Genomic DNA, 16132 nt, shown 5'->3' with positions numbered 1-16132 from the left:
AGGATGCAGCGTGCCGCACGGCCGACGACCGAGGCGCCAGAGCCGCTCACAGGAGTTCTGGGCGAACCGAAGGTTCCTGCAGGACCTACGGGACGCGTGGCCACGAACGGCCCTGAGCTCATTCTCGACTCCAGGTCTCGGTGGGCTCCAGGTCGACGCCCTTGCGATGGAGGGAGCACGCGCCCGCCTCGCGTGATGCAGCGCCGGCGAGGCCGGCACCTTCCTGGGGTGACGTGACGCCTGCGAGCCTGCGCGAGATCAGTCGCTCCTGACGGGGCGTCTGCGGCCGAGAGAGGTGTGGCCAGATCGTCGTAATGACATAATGTACATTATCGGCGTAGCGTCGAACGGGCCGAGAGGGGCTCGGAGCGCACCTGCGCTGTGTGCTGGTCACCCACGAAATGCAGCTCCGTCGCCGGCTCCACCGCACCGCGTGCTGCGAGCTCGAGGGTCTCGTGGACGACGCGACCGGCCGCTCCGTGCCGTGGGATGTCCGACGAACGCAGCTCGTCGATCAGCTGCTCCATCTCCGACGACGTCAGCACGAGATCTCCGTACGGGTCGACCTTCGCGAGCATCGGCCGTCCGCTCGCCGCGCACCGCCGGACGAGCTCGCCGTCGTCGTCGCAGGCCGCGGCCTAGGTCGTCCGGGTCCTGTGGCGCGAGCTCGTTCCACGCTGCGACACGGCGACCAGGAGGATGTCGAGAGGCATGCGTGCCATCCTGCCAGCATGCCCGGTGTGCGTTCGGCGAACCCGGGCGAGTCCCGCCCGCCACTCCCCCGGACTTGCGGCCTGTTGACAGCATCGTTGCAGGTCAGAGGGTATTTCTGGCCCTCCGACCGGCAACGACGCTCTCGGCGTGGTGCTCGTTCCTGCTCGTTCCGCTCAGCCCGCCGCCCTCTTGACGAGGTCCGCGATCGTCGTCTCGTTCTCCGCTGTCAGCTCCGTGAGCGCGAATGCGACAGGCCACAGGGTGCCGTCGTCGAGCTGTGCCACGTCGTTGAATCCGAAGGTCGGGTAGCGCGCGCCGAACTTCTCCGCAGGCTGGAAGAAGCAGAGGATCTTGCCGTCCTTGGCCCAGCCGGGCATCCCGTACCAGGTCTTCGGTGCCAGCGAGGGTGCGTGCTCGGCGACGAGCTCGTGGATCCGCGAGGCCATGGAGCGGTCCGGTTCCGAGAGCTCCGCGATCTTCTCGAGCTGGGCCTTCTCCGCGTCGGCCCGGTTCGCGGACGCCTTGAGCTCCTTGGCGCGCTCCTTCATCGCCGCGCGCTCCTCGGCCGAGAAGCCTTCGTAGGCCTTGCCGGTCTTGGTCGACTTCGTGGTGCCGGTCATCGCGATTCCCCTTCGTGGAGTGTCTGCCGTCAGGTTCGACGCTACTGAGGGACGCGGGCGTGCGCTTCTCCAAATCTGCTCGATCCCGGCCGGGGTGACGCAGCGACCGATTCTCCGTGCGGGGAGATTCCCGTCCTCGGATTTCTCCGAGCGATTCGAGGAACGCAGAAGAATGTCACCGAGGAATCCGGGGCAAAATCCCTTGGTCGCGTGCGGAGGTGTCGTGCTAGCGTCGCAGTGATCGTGAACCGTCGAGGAGGTGAGACCCGTGAACGCAGCATCCGTACCGGGCGCTCCCCCGCAGCCCACGATCGCGCGACTGCGATAGTCGCCACCGGGAGCGCTCGCCAGACACTTCGCGAAAGGCGACTCCTATGAACACCTCACCCTCTTCTTCCTCGCACTCCCCCGCGACGTCCGCCCCTGGCCTGCCGGGGCGCGTTGTCGGCGAACGAGCCCTGGTCCTCGGTGGTGGCGGTTCGACCGGCAACGCCTGGCTGATCGGCGTCGTCGCCGGTCTGTTCGAAGCCGGCGTGGACGTGACCGCCCCCGACCTGACCGTCGGGACGTCGGCCGGCTCGACCGCCGCTGCCCAGCTGTCGGGCGCGACCCCGGCCGACCTGCTGGCCGCCGTCCTTGCCGCCGCCCCTCCGGAGCGACGCGCTCCGGGAGGAGCCAACCGGGACAGGGGCTCGAACAGGCAGGTCGTCGACCACCTCGAGCGGATGCGCGCCCTCATCGCCTCGGCACATGACCCGGCTGACCTGCGGAAACGAGTCGGTGGCGCAGCGCTCGCGCGGGAGGCGACGTCGGACGGTTCCTGGCAGGACCGGTGGCGGACCACGGTCGCGTCACGACTGCCCGGTCAGGACTGGCCGCTGCGACGGGTCCTGCTCACGGCCGTCGACGCCGAGACCGGCGACCCGGTCGTCTTCGACCGCGACAGCGGGATCGACCTGGTGGACGCCGTCGCGGCGAGCTGTTCGAGCGGCCTCCCCTACCAGATCGCCGGCCGCCGGTACATCGACGGCGGCTACCGGCGCAATGAGAACGCCGACCTCGCCGAGGGGCACGGGCGGGTGCTCGTGCTGTCGCCCTTCGGTGGTCGGTCACTCACCCCGCCAACCTGGGGCCTGCAGCTGGCTGCGCAGGCCGACGAGCTCCGCGCCGGTGGCAGCGAGGTCGTGACGATCGTCCCGGACGAAGGCTCCGAGCACCTGTTCGGTGCCGACGCGATGGATGTCTCGCTCCGCCCGACGGCCGCTCGAACCGGGTACGAGCAGGGCCTGGGCTTGGGCGATCGACTGACCGCGTTCTGGGGCTGAAACCTCGACGACAATTCCGCTCTCCGGGTACGTGGTGCTTTTCGCGCCACGCGTCCGGAATGCGCAAGCACGTCAACCGGAGGTCAGGTCAGCCTTTCGGACAGGTGGACGGTCACCGCGTCCCCGATGTCCTTGCCGAGCTTCTTGCGGAGCTTTGCGCTGATCGAGAGCATGTGGCCACCCGACCCGGTCGGCATGAGTCCGGCCGTCAGGTCGTGGCCGTCCACGGTCGCGACCACACGGACGGACTTCCCCGTTCCGAGCAGCTCGACCGAGTTGGGCACCTCGACGCACGACCACACGTCGTCGCGCACCGTCACCCCGATCGGCGCGGAGAACGTGACGTGCATCGGACCTGGACTCGTGCTCACTACGTGACCTCCTCGTCGTCGACAGCACCGTGCGTGCCGCCCTGCGTCGTCCGACTCTACCGAGTGCCGTCCAGTGCCGGACCGTCCCCGCCGGGGCAAAGTCTCTTGATGTCGACAGACTTCTCCAGGAAGCCCTGAGAGCGGCGAAGCCAGTTTCGCTCCCGTCACATCTCGGGCATCGCGCCGCACATGGTGAGTCGGTCGGAGATGTCCGTTTCGCGCCCAAGAGGTGGCCGCCCCGTGAGTTCTAGACCCACGGGGCACCGCCTACGGCTCCCCCGCGAACCGTTGCGATATCAACGGTTCCTGGCGCCCGCCTGTGTCCCGGAGAGACCCCGTGGGCACACGCCGGGCACTAGCCGCGCGAGACCGCGCGGAGTCGAGCCGTCTCCAGGGCGACCGCGACGCCGTCGAGATCCTTCTCGAAGAGGTCTGCGTAGACGTCGAGCGTCATGCTCGCGGAGGCATGTCCCAGCATGCGCTGGACGGCCTTGACGTTCGCCCCCGCGGACACCGCGAGGCTCGCGGCGCTGTGGCGGAGGTCGTGCGGGGTGAGGTGGTCGTCGATGCCCGCGTCACGGGCCGCGCGGGAGAACCAGCCCGTCCCCGACTTGGAGCGCTTGAGGTAGGTGCCGCGGTCGCCGTGGAAGACGACGTCGTCGCGCGCCTTGCCCTCGCACGCCGCGGCGAGGTGCAACGAGAGGAAGGCGGGGAACGGGACGGAGCGCCGCTCGTGGGTCTTGGGCGTCCCGACGACGATCTCGGAACCGACCTCGACCGCGTTCTGGTTGATGCGCAACCGCTGGCGGAGCATGTCGAGGTCGCGGACGCGAAGCCCCGCGGCCTCGCCCCAACGCAGCCCGCAGTAGGCGAGGACCAGGACGAGGGTCTCGTGCCGACCGGCTGCGGCGGCGAGCGCGGCGACCTGCTGGTGGTCGAGGTAGGTGTGCTCGCGTCGTACCTTGCGGGGCAGGTTGACGCCGCGGGCCGGGTTGGTGAGGATGCGGCGGTCGTCGACCGCGTCGTCGAGCAGCGAGGCCAGGGCGCCGTGCGCGCGCGCGACCGTCGTGGCGCTGTACGTGGCGCTCAGGTCGGAGACCCAGGCCTGCACCGCGGTGCGCCGGATCTCCGCGACGGGCACGCTCCCCCACCGCGGCGTGACGTGCAGCCGCCACGAGCTCTCGATCGCCCGGGCCGTCGAGGGCTTGAGATGGGTCTGCCGCCCGAGCCACGCTCCCCCGAGCTCCAGCACGGTCGAGCGGGCCGCGGTCGGGTCGATGAACTCGCCGCGCAGGATGGACACCTCGAGCGAGGACGCGAAGGCCTCGGCGCTGCGCTTGGTCTTGAAGCCGCGCTTCTTGGTCTGCTTGCGCTCCGGGGTGCGGTAGCGAACCATGTACCGTCGCCCGGCGGTCGTCTCGTACGCCTCAACGGTCGCCATGGCGATCCGTCCACTGTGCGCGGTCTGCCTGGTTCCTCACAGCACGAACGGTACCGCGATCCGTCGCATCGGCGACCATTCGGACACCTCGCCCCCGCGGGGCTCAGGATCCCGCGACGCGTCGCCGACCTGCGCGAGCCGCGAACGCGTCGAGGGCGGCCAGCACCTCGGTCGCCTGCCAGGTCCGGCCGCGGCGTCGGCGTGGGTCGGTCGCGGTCAGGGCGCCCGCGCCGACGAGTCGGTCGATCGCCCCCTGCGCTGCGGGCAGGCTCACGCCGAGCGCGTCGGCAAGGAAGGAGACCGTGACGACAGGCTGCCCGAGGACGACGTCGATCGCCCGCCATGCCGCTGCGCCCCGACGGGCGTCGAGCCGTGCGGTCCATTCCTGACGAACGAGCGACAGGTCGGCGGCCAGGGCCCTGCCGTTCCCGACGGCGACGAGCGCTGCCTCGTTGACCTGGTGGACGATGGGGACGACGTCCCCGCGACGGAAGGCCGTCAGGGCGTCGACGTAGGCGTCGGTGTCGACGAGGAGCCCGGCGGAGACCGGCACGGTGACCCGGCGCGTGAGCCCGGCGTGACGGAGCATCGCGTGGACGAGTGCTCGGCCAGACCTTCCGTTGCCGTCCGTGAACGGGTGGATGGTCTCGAACTGGGCGTGGGTGATCGCCGCGTGCGCGAGGACCGGGAGGTCGGTGCGGCGTGCGAAGGCGACCAGGTCCTCGATCGCGGCAGGGATCCGTTCGTGGTGGATCGCGACGAACTCGGCGAGGTGAGGACCGGCGGACGTCCCGCCGACCCAGACCTGCTCCCGTCTCCATCGACCGGCCGTGAGATCGCGCTCGCCCATGAGCGCACGGTGGACGGCCAGGATCGCGTCGCCGTCCAGCTGGTCCGCCAGGTCGATCGCCGCCTGCATGGCGTGGACGTTGCCGGCGACGGTCGTCGCGTTGCGGGAGGCGTCCCCACCGATCTCCGCCAGTGCGAGCTGTCGTGCCCCGACCGTCAGGTTCTCGATCTGGGAGGAGGCGGCCGACTCGCTACGGAGCAGGACGCTGCGCAGCGGCGCGAGCTCGCCGGCGCCGAGGACCGTGTCCATCTCGACGTCGAAGCGGGCGACCTCGGTGGCGGCATCCTCGCACTCTGCGACGAGAGACGCAGGCAGCGGAACCTCGCGGCCCGCGATCTCCGGGGTGAGCGCCGACCGGTACGGCCCTGCGTGCAGCTCTCGTTGACGTCGAGAGACGGGAGAGTCGGCGTACAGTCGCCACGGGTGCTCCTCGAACGCGATCGAGGGCCAGGTGCTGCCCGCCGGGGGAAGCGGCGACTCGTTGGTTCCTTGCATGGGCAACCTCCTTGTCCAAGGATCATGCCATAACCTTGGACAAGGGCGCAGGGGGTGCACGGTTGGGTCTCGGGGTCAGGCACCTCGCGGGCCTTGCCCCGGGCAACATCACACCGTCGATCGTGCGTGTGGAGTTGCGCCGCCCTGCGAAAACCGGAAACCTGGTCGGTGGTCTCGCGGGTGTGCGCGTCCTCCCCGATGCGCGTGGTCTGCTGGGCAGCCTCGACGGGTGGGTTCGGCGTGCCACGTGCGTTCACCGGACCTTCACGCCCCTTCGGAACATGCGCATCCGGTGGGACGTTGACCCCCATAGACAACCCCTGCCGCTACCCCTTGGAGGACGACATGCCAGACCGGTCCCTACGTGGAATGAGCATCGGTGCGAAGAGCATGGAGTCCGACGCGGGCGTCGACTTCGCCCCTCGTTTCCAGGCGCACTACGACTGCCCCAACGGCCACACCATCATCCTGCCGTTCTCGACCGAGGCCGAGGTGCCTGCGGTGTGGGAGTGTCGCTGCGGTGAGGAGGCCCTCCTGCGTGACGCGGAGCGCCCCGAGCCCAAGGCCGGCAAGCCCGCCCGTACGCACTGGGACATGCTGCTGGAGCGACGCACGATCAAGGAGCTCGAGGAGCTGCTCGACGAGCGGCTCGGGCTGCTGCGTGCCGGCAAGCTGCGTCGCAGCGCCTGAATCTTCTGACGCGAAGGGCCCGGAACTCCTCGGAGTTCCGGGCCCTTCGTCGTCCCCGGGCCCACGGTCGGGCCCTCCCCCGCTCACCCGCCTGCGCACCGCAGGTGTCCGGTCTGCCCGACGGCGCCGCGCACCTGCCGGGTCCGCCGCACCCGGGCGATCCTCGACGTCGGGCAGGACGGGAGCTCCTGGGAGTCCGCGCCGCGGTCGGACGACTAGCGGCGCGCAGGCTTGGACGCCGGGCGCTTGGTCGCGGGCCTGCGCCCGGGGGCCTTGGCGCTCGCGGCCGGGCGGGTGACGTGGGAGACGACGCCGGCCACGACGAGCAGGACCGTGAGGCCACCCGCGACCCACCCGGGCCAGTACCCGAGCCGTACGGCCGGGGTCAGGGAGTCTCGCAGGGGCAGCGTCGCGATCATCTGGTCGGCCGTGAAGAGCTCAGTGCTCTGCAGGAGCGCGCCGTTGGGGGCGATGATGCCGCTCACGCCGACGGTCGAGATCTGCACGGTCGCGCGCCCGGTCTCGATGGCCCGCAGGCGGGACATCGCGAGCTGCTGGGTGGACTCGGCGCTGTAGCCGAAGGACGCGTTGTTGGTGGGGACGACGAGGAGCTCGGCACCCACGTTCACGGCGTCGCGGACGAGCTCCTCGTACGCGACCTCGAAGCAGATGACGGTGGCGAGGGGGACGGTGCGCCCGAGGCGCTCGGAGGGCAGGTCGACGACGGCGACCTCGTCACCGGCGATCATGTCTGTGGTCACGCGGTCGACCTGGTCGGAGAAGATCCGCACGAAGCTGCGCATCGGGATGTACTCGCCGAACGGTGCGGGGTGCTGCTTGGCGTACCGGTCGATGACGCCCTGCCCGGGCGCCCACAGCAGCGACACGTTGTACCGCCCACCGGTCTCGGGGAACTCCTGCGCCCCGACCAGGACGGGCGCACCGACGGCCGTCGCGGCCGCGTCGATGTCGGCGGCGACGTCGGGGGTGGTCTGCGGGTCGAGGTCGGAGCCGTTCTCGGGCCACAGGACGACGTCGAGCTCGCCGGGGTCGACCTCGTCGAGCAGCGCGACCGTGCCGTCGACGTGGTTCTGCAGGACCTCGCCACGGTTGGCGAACGACCCGAGGCCGGGTTCCCCGACGTTGCCCTGGACCGCGCCGATCTTCAGCGTCCCGGTCTCCGCTCGGGTGTCGAGCGGGACGACGAGGCCTACGCCGAGGAGCACGGCTGCCGTGCCGAGCGCGCACAGGGCGGGCATGCTGCGCACCCGGCGGGCCTCGAGCAGGAACACGGCGAGCAGGACGCCGATCGCGGCGGTCAGCAGCGAGACGAGCAGTCCTCCGCCGAGCCAGGCGGTGCGCCCCAGCAGGGAGTCGACCTGGGAGAACGCGAGCCGGCCCCAGGGGAACCCGCCGAAGGGGAACTCGGAGCGCCACTGCTCGACCGCGACCCACAGCACCGAGAACGTCACGACCTGCCAGGCCAGGTTGCGGCGGACGAAGCCGAGCCGCCGCACCCATGTCCACATCGCACCGAACAGCGCCAGGAAGACGGCTTCGAGGACGCTCAGCGCGAGCCAGGGGACGGTGTCGGTCGCGATCTGCGCCCACTGGATGTGCGGCAGGAAGAACGCGAGGCCCCACACGAGGCCCACGAGGGCGTTCCACCACGCACGGTCGCGGCGCAGGGCGAGGAAGAGGGCCGCGACCCCGACGAACGCCATGGGCCACCACCCGCGGTCGGGGAAGGCGGTGTTCGTCAGGAAGCCGCCACCGGCGGCGAGAAGGATCAGCAGCCAGCGGCTCGGCTCACGGGTCGACACCAGTGCAGGGTACGCCACGTACCTGCAGGTCGGCCGGGAGATGTGGGCCGACCCGCGCGTCCTTCGGACCACGTCGCACCGCCACCGGTGAGGCCGTGTTGTCTACTGAACGCGCGGGTCGAGCCGATGCACGTCAGGGCTCGCAGGATGGACGGTGAGATGGTGGCTCGAACCCCTGCGGCACTGGCGGCCGGAACACGTCATCGAACTTACCGCCCCTCACGGTGGTGTCAATCCGAGGCCGGTCCACGGCGCGCGGTGCCACCGGTCGTGGCCGGGAGGCGCGCTCGGGTGGCACCGGCCTCATCCGCGCGAGGGCGCGGCGGGCGCCCCGCACGTGTCCCGGCCCGGCCGGGCCGGTCTCAGTCGAACGTGTCGAACAGCACGACGCCGTCACGCACCGTCTGCAGGCACGTGGGGTCGGGGGCGTCGTCGGTGAGGTCGGGCAGCAGGGGTGTGCCGGAGCGGGCGTCGGTGCTCCAGGAGGACACGGAGGTCCCCGCCCCCTGCACCGCGAGGTGCTCGGCACGCCACACCGCGAGGTGGGCGGGCGCGCCGACGCGCAGCTGGCCCGCGCCCGTGTGGTCGAGGCCCGCGATGCGCCAGCCCCCGCGCGTGTGCGCCCGGAACGCGGCCCGCGCGGAGATGCGCTGGTCGGGGTCGGCGTGCGACATCGCGGCCCGGACCGCGGACCAGGGGTCCATCGCGGTCACGGGCGAGTCGGAGCCGAACGCGAGCGGGACGCCCGCCCCGGCCAGGTCGGCGAACGGCGAGAGCCCGGCCACGCGCGTGGGACCCAGGCGCGACGCGTACATGCCGTCAGGGCCGCCCCACGCGGCGTCGAAGACGGGCTGGATGGACAGCGAGACCCCGAACAGCAGGAGGGTCGACAGGGCGTTGGTGTCGACGAACAGCGCGTGCTCGACACGGTGCGCGGCGCGGCGGTGCGCGGCGGCCCCGTCAGCCTCCGCGGCGACGCGCAGGCCCACGACGAACTCGTCCATGGCGCGGTCGCCGATGACGTGGAACCCGCCCTGGGTGCCCGTCGCCGCGACGGCGGACAGGTGGGTCGCGATCTGCTCGGCGGTCAGGTACTGGTTGCCGCGCCCGTCGGGCCCCGCCTCCCCGGGGGCGCCCGTGAGGTCGGAGTACGGGTGGCGCAGGGCCGCGGTGCGCGAGCCGAGGGACCCGTCGACGTTGAGGTCCCCCGCGATGCCCGCCAGGCCGGGCAGGTCGGCGAGCAGGGCGCGCGCGTCGTCGGGCGTGGCGCACAGCTCGCCCCGGTACGCGACCAGGTGCGGCAGGGCTCCCTCGGGGTCCGCCGTGAGGGCCATGAGCTCGCGCAGCCCGTCCCGGGTGTCGATCGAGGGCGCGCTGTTCTCGTGCACCGACACGATGCCGCGGCGGGCGGCCGCGTCCAGGGCCGTCCGGTAGATCGCGGTGCGACGTTCGGGGCTCATGGCGCGGGCCGCGTCCCGGGCCGCGTGGTGCGCGTCCAGGGTGACCCAGCCGCTGTCCGTCCAGCCCTGGCGCCCCTCGAGGCCGGCGCGCGCCGCGAGCGACGTCGAGACGACCGCCGAGTGCACGTCCACGCGCGCGGCGTACACGAGCGCTCCCCCGCACGCCGCGTCGATCTCCTCGCGCGTCGGGGCACGGTGCTCGGGCCACTCCTGCTCGTCCCACCCGAACGCGAGGAGCACGTCGTCCGCCTCGGCGGCCGGGCGCGCCTCGACCGCGGCGTGCAGCGCGTCGAGCGCCGCGGCCAGGGACGTGACGCCGGCGCTCGCGGACAGGTCGACGCCTGCGAGGGCGAGCCCGGTCTCGAGGACGTGGACGTGGGAGTCGACGAACCCGGGGGCGACGAGCGCTCCGTCGAGGTCGACGACGCGGTCGGCGCGGGCGGCGAGCCCGGCGGCGGTGTCGTTCGCGCCGATCCAGGTGATCACCCCGCCGTCGACGAGCATCGCCTCGGCGAAGGGGTCGGTCGAGGAGTGAATGACACCGTTGCGGTACAGGGTGGAGGCCACGAAACCACACGATATGCCACGCCGCGCCCGGCGCGCCCCTTCGTGGGGCGTGCCGGGCGCTCGTGACGCGAAGGTCACACGCTCGAGTAGGCCACGACCCCGCGCCGGACGGCGTCGATGGCGCGCACCGCGGTCTTGCGCATCGCCGGGGTGGGGGCGGCGGTCGCGAGCTGGTCGAGCACGTCGATGATCTGCTTGCACCAGCGCACGAAGTCCCCCGCGGCGAGCTCGGAGCCGCGCAGGACGGCGTCGAGGCTGCGCCCGGTGGCCCACCGGTGCACGGCCGCGACGATCCCGAGGTCGAGCGTGCCGGTCGCGTCGATGTGGTGGGCCTCCTCGAGGTCGTCGACCTCGGACCACACGACGACCGTCGCGTCGAGCGCGCGGGCGAGCTTCCCCTGGGGGCCGCCGGGCACGTACGGCTCACCGGGTTCGTCGCGGCGGGCCGAGAAGACGAGGGTCGAGACGACGGCGGCGAGCCCGGCGGGGTCGAGGTCGTCCCACACGCCGCGGCGCAGGCACTCGGCGAGCAGCAGGTCGTTCTCGGCGTAGAGCCTGCGCAACCACTGCCCGGCGTCCGTGATCCGTACCTCGGGGGCGGGCGTGCGGCCGGGCCGGGGGCGCGCCGGGGCGGACAGGGCAGCGGACGTCGTCGCGGTGTCGGTCGCGCCCAGCGTCGCCGGGTCTGCCGGGTCTGCCGGGTCCGACGTGGCCGACGTGGCGTCGTCGAGCGTGCCACCGCTCGCGGGGTGGGGGTCGACCTCCAGGTACCCGAGGCCGGTGAGGATGTCGCAGATCCGGTCGAAGACGCGGGCGATCGAGCCGGTGCGCCCTTCGACGCGTCGCACGAGGGCGTCGTGCTCCTTCTTCAGCTTGGCCCACCTCTCGGCCCAGCGGGCGTGGTCCTCGCGCTCGGGGCAGTCGTGGCACGGGTGGGCTCTCAGTGCCGCACGCAGGCGGCTGAGCTCCTTGTCGTCGGCGGCGGCCGACCGCACGGTGGGAGACTTGCCCCGCGACGGCGCACCGGGGGTGTCGACGAACGCGCCGAGCGCATTGCGCAGCGAGGAGGCCAGGTCGCGGCGGGCCGCGGGCACGCGCGGGTTGAAGGTCTTGGGGATGCGGACCTTGCCGACGGTGCGGATCCCGGAGGGGGCGTCGGCGACCGTGAGCTTCTTGACGTGCTTGTCCTCGGTGAGGACGGTGGGGCGGGGGCCGTCGAAGCCGCCGTCCTTGCCGGGGTCGAGCACGACGACGTACCCGGCGCGGCGCCCCGTGGGCAGCTCGACGACGTCACCGACGCGCAGGTTCTCGAAGTCCGCGACGATCTGGGCGCGCCTGGCCCGCTGCGCCGACTTCGACAGGTCGGCCTCGCGGGTCGCGATCGCCCGCCGGAGCCGGGCGTACTCGCCGAAGTCGCCCCGGTCGCACGTCATGGCCTGCGCGTACCCCTCGAGCGCCTCGGCGTGCGCCTGCGCCTGCTTGGCGAGGCCCACGACGCCCCGGTCGGCCTGGAACTGAGCGAACGACGTCTCCAGGACGTCGCGGGCGCGCTCGCGGCCCACCTGGGCCACGAGGTTGACGGCCATGTTGTACGTGGGGCGGAACGAGGACTTGAGCGGGTACAGGCGCTTGGACGCGAGTCCCGCGAGGGCGACGGGGTCGAGCCCCGGGTGGTCGACGACGACGGCGTGCCCCTCGACGTCGATGCCGCGGCGCCCGGCGCGGCCCGTGAGCTGGGTGTACTCCCCCGGTGTCATGTCGACGTGCGACGTCCCGTCCCACTTGACGAGCTTCTCCAGGACGACCGAGCGGGCGGGCATGTTGATCCCGAGGGCGAGGGTCTCGGTCGCGAACACGACCTTGACCAGGCCACGGCTGAACAGGTCCTCGACGATCTCCTTGAAGATGGGCAGCATGCCCGCGTGGTGGGCGGCGACGCCGCGCGCCAGGGACTCGCTCCACGTCCAGTAGCCGAGCACGTCGAGGTCCTCGGCGGGCAGGGTCGCGCTGCGAGCCTCGACGGTCGCGCGGATCTCCGCCTCCTGCGCGGGAGTGGTCAGGCGCAGGCCGGCGGCCAGGCACTGCGTCACGGCGGCCTCGCACCCGGCGCGGGAGAAGATGAAGAAGATCGCGGGCAGCAGGCCGTCGGCGTCCAGGGCGTCGACCACGGCGAAGCGTGGCGGGGTACGGCGCCCACCCCCGTCGCCCGACCCGCCACCCCGGTGTCCGCCTGGCCCGCCACGGCCCCCGCGTCCCCGGTAGCCGCGGTCCCCGCTGCGCCCGCCCCGCCCGGGGTACCCGCCGTCGCGCGCGCCGCTGCGGAACGCCGCGAGCAGATCCGGGTTGATGGGCGGGTTGACGCCGGGGTCGGTCGGGTCGACGTGCCCCGCGTACAGGTCGATCAGGTCCGCGCCCGTGCCGGGACGCACGACCTCGCCCGCGGTGCGAGGGCCGCGGTGGCGGGAGCCGACGAGGACGTGCTGCCACAGCGGGACGGGTCGGCGCTCGCTGACGATGACGGCGGTGTCGCCACGGACCATCTCGAGCCAGTCGCCGAACTCCTCGGCGTTGGACACGGTCGCGGACAGGGACACGAGCTGGACGTCGTCGTCGAGGTGGATGATGACCTCCTCCCAGACGGGTCCGCGGAAGCGGTCGGCGAGGTAGTGGACCTCGTCCATGACGACGAACGCGAGGCCGTCGAGGGCGCGCGAGCCCGCGTAGAGCATGTTGCGCAGGACCTCGGTGGTCATGACGACGATCGGGGCGTCGCCGTTGATGGACGTGTCGCCCGTGAGCAGGCCGACCTGGTCGACGCCGTGGCGGCGCGCGAGGTCGGCGTACTTCTGGTTGGACAGCGCCTTGATGGGGGTCGTGTAGAAGGCCTTGCGTCCGCCGGCGAGCGCGAGGTGGACGGCGAACTCCCCCACGACGGTCTTCCCGGCGCCGGTGGGGGCGGCGACGAGGACACCGCGCCCTTCTTCGAGGGCCTGGCAGGCCCGGACCTGAAAGTCGTCGAACGGGAAGCCGACGACCTCGCGGAACGCGGCGAGCTGGGTGCGGGAGGCGGCCTGGAGGGCGCGAGAGGCCGCGTACCGCTCCGCGGGGCTCGCCTGGAAGGCGCTGTCGGCGGTGTCGTCCCTGTCGTCTTTGCCTGCGTTGCCGGCGGTACGGGGTGCTGCGGTCATGCCACCACCCTACGGTCCGGGGGTGTCGGTCCGTGGGGCTTTTCGCACGTGGTCGGCCTCGGGGTGCGGGGCCACGGTCCCCGGGACTCGTCGCACGTCAGGCGGGCGGGGCCTCGGGGACGCGACCGTCGAGGACGTGCAGGGCCCCGGGAGCCACGGTGACGCGCACGGGCAGGCGCGAGATGCGCTCCCCGTCGGCGAAGGCCGGGGGTGGCGGGCGGCCCGCGTCGGTGGCCTCGAGGAGCACGGAGGTGGCGTGTCGGACGTCGACGGCCGCGTGGTGCACGTGCTTGCCCTGGTACATGCCGGGGAAGACGCGGGCGGCTCCGAGCCGGGTCAGCGGACCGGCGGTGACGAGGTCGAGGAGACCGTCGTCGATCCGCGCGTCGGGGGCGATCTGGACGCCGCCGCCGAAGCGGTGCCCGTTGGCGACGGCGACCACGGTCCCGGGCGAGGTCCACACGAACGGGGACGCGACGTCGTCGGGCACGCTGCCGGGGAGCGCGCCGGACCGGTCCTCCGGTGCGAGGTCCGCGGTGATGCGGTACCCGTACGGGCGGAACCGGGCGAGCTCGCTCACGACGGCGCGCACGTACTTGGCGCTGCCGCGCGGCCACGTCAGGGCGTTGGCGTGGGCGTTGACGGCGGCGTCCAGGCCCGCGGACAGGACGCCGCAGAACCAGCGGGCCCTGCCCGGCCGGGGAGCGAGATCGGCGTCGAGGGGTTCGGCCCGCGCGGCGTCCACGACCCGCACCCCGCCGGTGCCTGCGCCGCGGGCGGACAGGGCGTCGAGGAGCAGCGCGACGGCGGCGGGGACGTCGTGCACGGGCAGGTCGAGGGCCGACGCGAAGTCGTTGCCCGTCCCGGCGGCGACGATGCCCAGGGGGATCCCGGTCCCGGCGACCGCGTTGACGCCGAGGTGGACCATGCCGTCCCCGCCGACGACGACGAGGGCGTCGATCGGGTCCGTGCTGCCCGGGCCGTGCCCGCTCGCCTGCCCGCTCGTCTGTTCCCCCGTCGTCCCGCTCGGGCGTCCGGCGACGGCGTCGCGGGCGTTCTCGAGCGCGAGCGGCGCGTTGGGGGCGCTGAGGTCGAGGACGTCGTGACCGGCGTCGCGCAGGAGGGCGATGGTGCGCGCGCCGTCGCCCCGACCCCGCCCACGGTCGGCCGTCGGGTTGACGACGACGGCGAGGCGGGCGGGGCGGGGCTGGGGCCGGTCAGGCACCGGAGAGCGCAGCGGCGGCGCGCTTGTCGGTGCTGCGGTCCCGCAGGATCGCGATCCCCACGGCCCCGAAGTACAGGACGCAGATGGGCAGCGCGACGAAGATCATCGTGAGCGCGTCGGGCGTGGGCGTCATGACGGCCGCGAAGACGAACGCGATGAGGACGGCCCAGCGCCACCCGGCGAGCAGGGCCGTGGACCGGACCAGGCCCGCGAAGTTCAGGGCCACCAGGACGACGGGCAGGACGAACGCGAGCCCGAACGCCAGGACGAGGCGCATCACGAAGCTCAGGTAGCCCTGCGCGTCCGTGAGGTTCGTCGCGCCCTCGGGGACGAACGCCGCGAGGATGTCGACCGCGTGCGGCAGGACCCACCAGGCCAGGGTCACGCCGCCGAGGAACAGGGGCACCGATGCCCCGAGGAAGCCCACGGCGTAGCGACGTTCCTTGCGGGTCAGGCCCGGGGTGATGAACGCCCACAGCTGGTACAGCCACCACGGGCACGTCACGAGCACCCCGAGGAACAGGGAGACCTTGATCTTCATGTCGAGCGCGGTCGCCATGCCCGAGTAGTTCAGGTTGATGACCTTGTTCTGCGCGGCCGCCGCCGCCTCGAGGGGCGCCTGGAGCGCGGCCAGCAGCGGTTCGTAGAGGAACCAGCCGCCGATCGCGCCCACGACGAGCCCGCACGAGACCAGGAAGAGCCGCTTGCGGATCTCGAGCAGGTGCTCGCGCAGCGGCATGCGCCCCTCGGCGGACCTGGCCGTCTTCGTCGAACCGGCCACGGATCAGGCCTTGGGGGCGTCGTCATCCTTGACGGCAGGCTCCGCGGGCTTGTCGTCGTCGCGCAGGTCCTTGACCTCGCTCTTGAAGATCTTGAGGGACTGCCCCACGCTGCGGGCCAGGTCAGGAAGTCGCTTCGCCCCGAACAGGAGCAGGACGACGACGACAAGAACGATGATGTGCCAGGGCTTCAGCATGCCCATGAGATGGCTCCCTTGGAGTCGGACGCAAGTCTTGTTGTCGCAGATCCTACGCGTTGAATCGACGCCACCGGTCCCACGTCACCTTGTTGCGGGTCCTGCGTCCCGCCCGACGCTCGGCCCGCTGCGCGCGCAGCTCCTCGACCCGCTCGTGCAGGAGGACCGGGTCGTCGAACAGGGTGGGCGCCGTGCTGGGCGCCGACGCCGCCAGCGCCGCGGTCGTCTCGTCCGTGCGCTGCGCGAACCGGTCCATCACGAGCGCCGACTCCGACATCTGCGCGAACATCGCCCTGGCCTTGCGCCACAGGTCGCGCCCCAGGAAGAAGGCGCCGACGAGCGTGCCGACGACCAGGACCGACCAGATGGTGAACCACATAGGGCCCA

General features: G+C 72.4%; 14 protein-coding genes. 3 read left to right on the top strand and 11 right to left on the bottom strand.

The features are described from left to right. The first annotated feature begins 489 nt into the window (after positions 1 to 489). The gene (locus JOD48_RS10575) at positions 490 to 642 is read left to right on the top strand and encodes a hypothetical protein (RefSeq protein ID WP_204808948.1); all 153 of its coding nucleotides are present in this window, start codon (positions 490 to 492) and stop codon (positions 640 to 642) included. A gap of 245 nt (positions 643 to 887) precedes the next feature. Here the strand turns inward: JOD48_RS10575 and JOD48_RS10570 are convergent, their stop codons facing one another. Further along, entirely contained in the window at positions 888 to 1334 is a 447-nt protein-coding gene (locus tag JOD48_RS10570; protein WP_191790423.1) for an iron chaperone, read from the bottom strand. 374 nt (positions 1335 to 1708) lie between these two features. Between JOD48_RS10570 and JOD48_RS10565 the strand changes: the two genes are divergently transcribed. After that, positions 1709 to 2659 carry a patatin-like phospholipase family protein gene (locus JOD48_RS10565; protein WP_204808946.1) on the top strand — a complete coding sequence of 317 codons (951 nt, stop codon included), beginning with the start codon at positions 1709 to 1711 and terminating at the stop codon, positions 2657 to 2659. Positions 2660 to 2742: 83 nt separating this feature from the next. Here JOD48_RS10565 and JOD48_RS10560 read toward each other — a convergent pair whose 3' ends face one another. The 3 genes from JOD48_RS10560 to JOD48_RS10550 all read right to left on the bottom strand — a co-directional run bounded on the left by JOD48_RS10560 (position 2743) and on the right by JOD48_RS10550 (position 5816). Beyond that, positions 2743 to 3030 (bottom strand): DUF1905 domain-containing protein, encoded by a 288-nt coding sequence (locus JOD48_RS10560; RefSeq protein WP_307824091.1) that lies wholly within the window; start codon positions 3028 to 3030, stop codon positions 2743 to 2745. 355 nt (positions 3031 to 3385) lie between these two features. After that, a complete protein-coding gene (locus JOD48_RS10555) occupies positions 3386 to 4471 on the bottom strand; it encodes a site-specific integrase (RefSeq protein WP_191790421.1) in 1086 nt (361 codons plus the stop codon). A 103-nt stretch (positions 4472 to 4574) separates the two neighbouring features. Then, complete coding sequence (locus JOD48_RS10550; RefSeq protein ID WP_204808944.1) at positions 4575 to 5816, bottom strand: Fic family protein; 1242 nt, start codon at positions 5814 to 5816, stop codon at positions 4575 to 4577. 345 nt (positions 5817 to 6161) lie between these two features. On the opposite strand from JOD48_RS10550, the gene JOD48_RS10545 reads away from it, so the two are divergent. After that, positions 6162 to 6506, top strand: coding sequence for an RNA polymerase-binding protein RbpA (locus tag JOD48_RS10545; RefSeq protein WP_138824427.1), 345 nt, complete (start codon positions 6162 to 6164; stop codon positions 6504 to 6506). Positions 6507 to 6721: 215 nt separating this feature from the next. Here JOD48_RS10545 and lnt read toward each other — a convergent pair whose 3' ends face one another. The 7 genes from lnt to JOD48_RS10510 all read right to left on the bottom strand — a co-directional run bounded on the left by lnt (position 6722) and on the right by JOD48_RS10510 (position 16124). Further along, on the bottom strand, positions 6722 to 8329 hold the full coding sequence (gene lnt, locus JOD48_RS10540; RefSeq protein ID WP_204808942.1) for an apolipoprotein N-acyltransferase: 1608 nt from the start codon (positions 8327 to 8329) through the stop codon (positions 6722 to 6724). Between the two features lie 362 nt (positions 8330 to 8691). Beyond that, positions 8692 to 10356 carry an amidohydrolase gene (locus JOD48_RS10535; RefSeq protein WP_204808940.1) on the bottom strand — a complete coding sequence of 555 codons (1665 nt, stop codon included), beginning with the start codon at positions 10354 to 10356 and terminating at the stop codon, positions 8692 to 8694. Positions 10357 to 10430: 74 nt separating this feature from the next. Continuing rightward, a complete protein-coding gene (locus tag JOD48_RS10530) occupies positions 10431 to 13544 on the bottom strand; it encodes a DEAD/DEAH box helicase (protein ID WP_239527389.1) in 3114 nt (1037 codons plus the stop codon). A 97-nt stretch (positions 13545 to 13641) separates the two neighbouring features. Beyond that, on the bottom strand, positions 13642 to 14769 hold the full coding sequence (locus JOD48_RS10525; protein WP_204808937.1) for a diacylglycerol/lipid kinase family protein: 1128 nt from the start codon (positions 14767 to 14769) through the stop codon (positions 13642 to 13644). Continuing rightward, positions 14762 to 15550, bottom strand: a complete 789-nt coding sequence (gene tatC, locus JOD48_RS10520; protein ID WP_372440725.1) for a twin-arginine translocase subunit TatC — start codon at positions 15548 to 15550, stop codon at positions 14762 to 14764. The genes JOD48_RS10525 and tatC overlap by 8 nt, the downstream gene beginning before the upstream one ends. Before the next feature lie 3 nt (positions 15551 to 15553). Continuing rightward, entirely contained in the window at positions 15554 to 15751 is a 198-nt protein-coding gene (tatA, locus tag JOD48_RS10515) for a Sec-independent protein translocase subunit TatA (RefSeq protein ID WP_036571710.1), read from the bottom strand. A gap of 46 nt (positions 15752 to 15797) precedes the next feature. After that, a complete protein-coding gene (locus JOD48_RS10510; RefSeq protein ID WP_204808935.1) occupies positions 15798 to 16124 on the bottom strand; it encodes a hypothetical protein in 327 nt (108 codons plus the stop codon). Positions 16125 to 16132 lie beyond the last annotated feature (8 nt).

It is taken from the genome of Oerskovia paurometabola (assembly GCF_016907365.1).
Taxonomy (GTDB): Bacteria; Actinomycetota; Actinomycetes; order Actinomycetales; family Cellulomonadaceae; genus Oerskovia; species Oerskovia paurometabola.
Note: the sequence above shows the minus strand (reverse complement) of the source record. Positions and strands in the feature narration are given on the sequence as shown.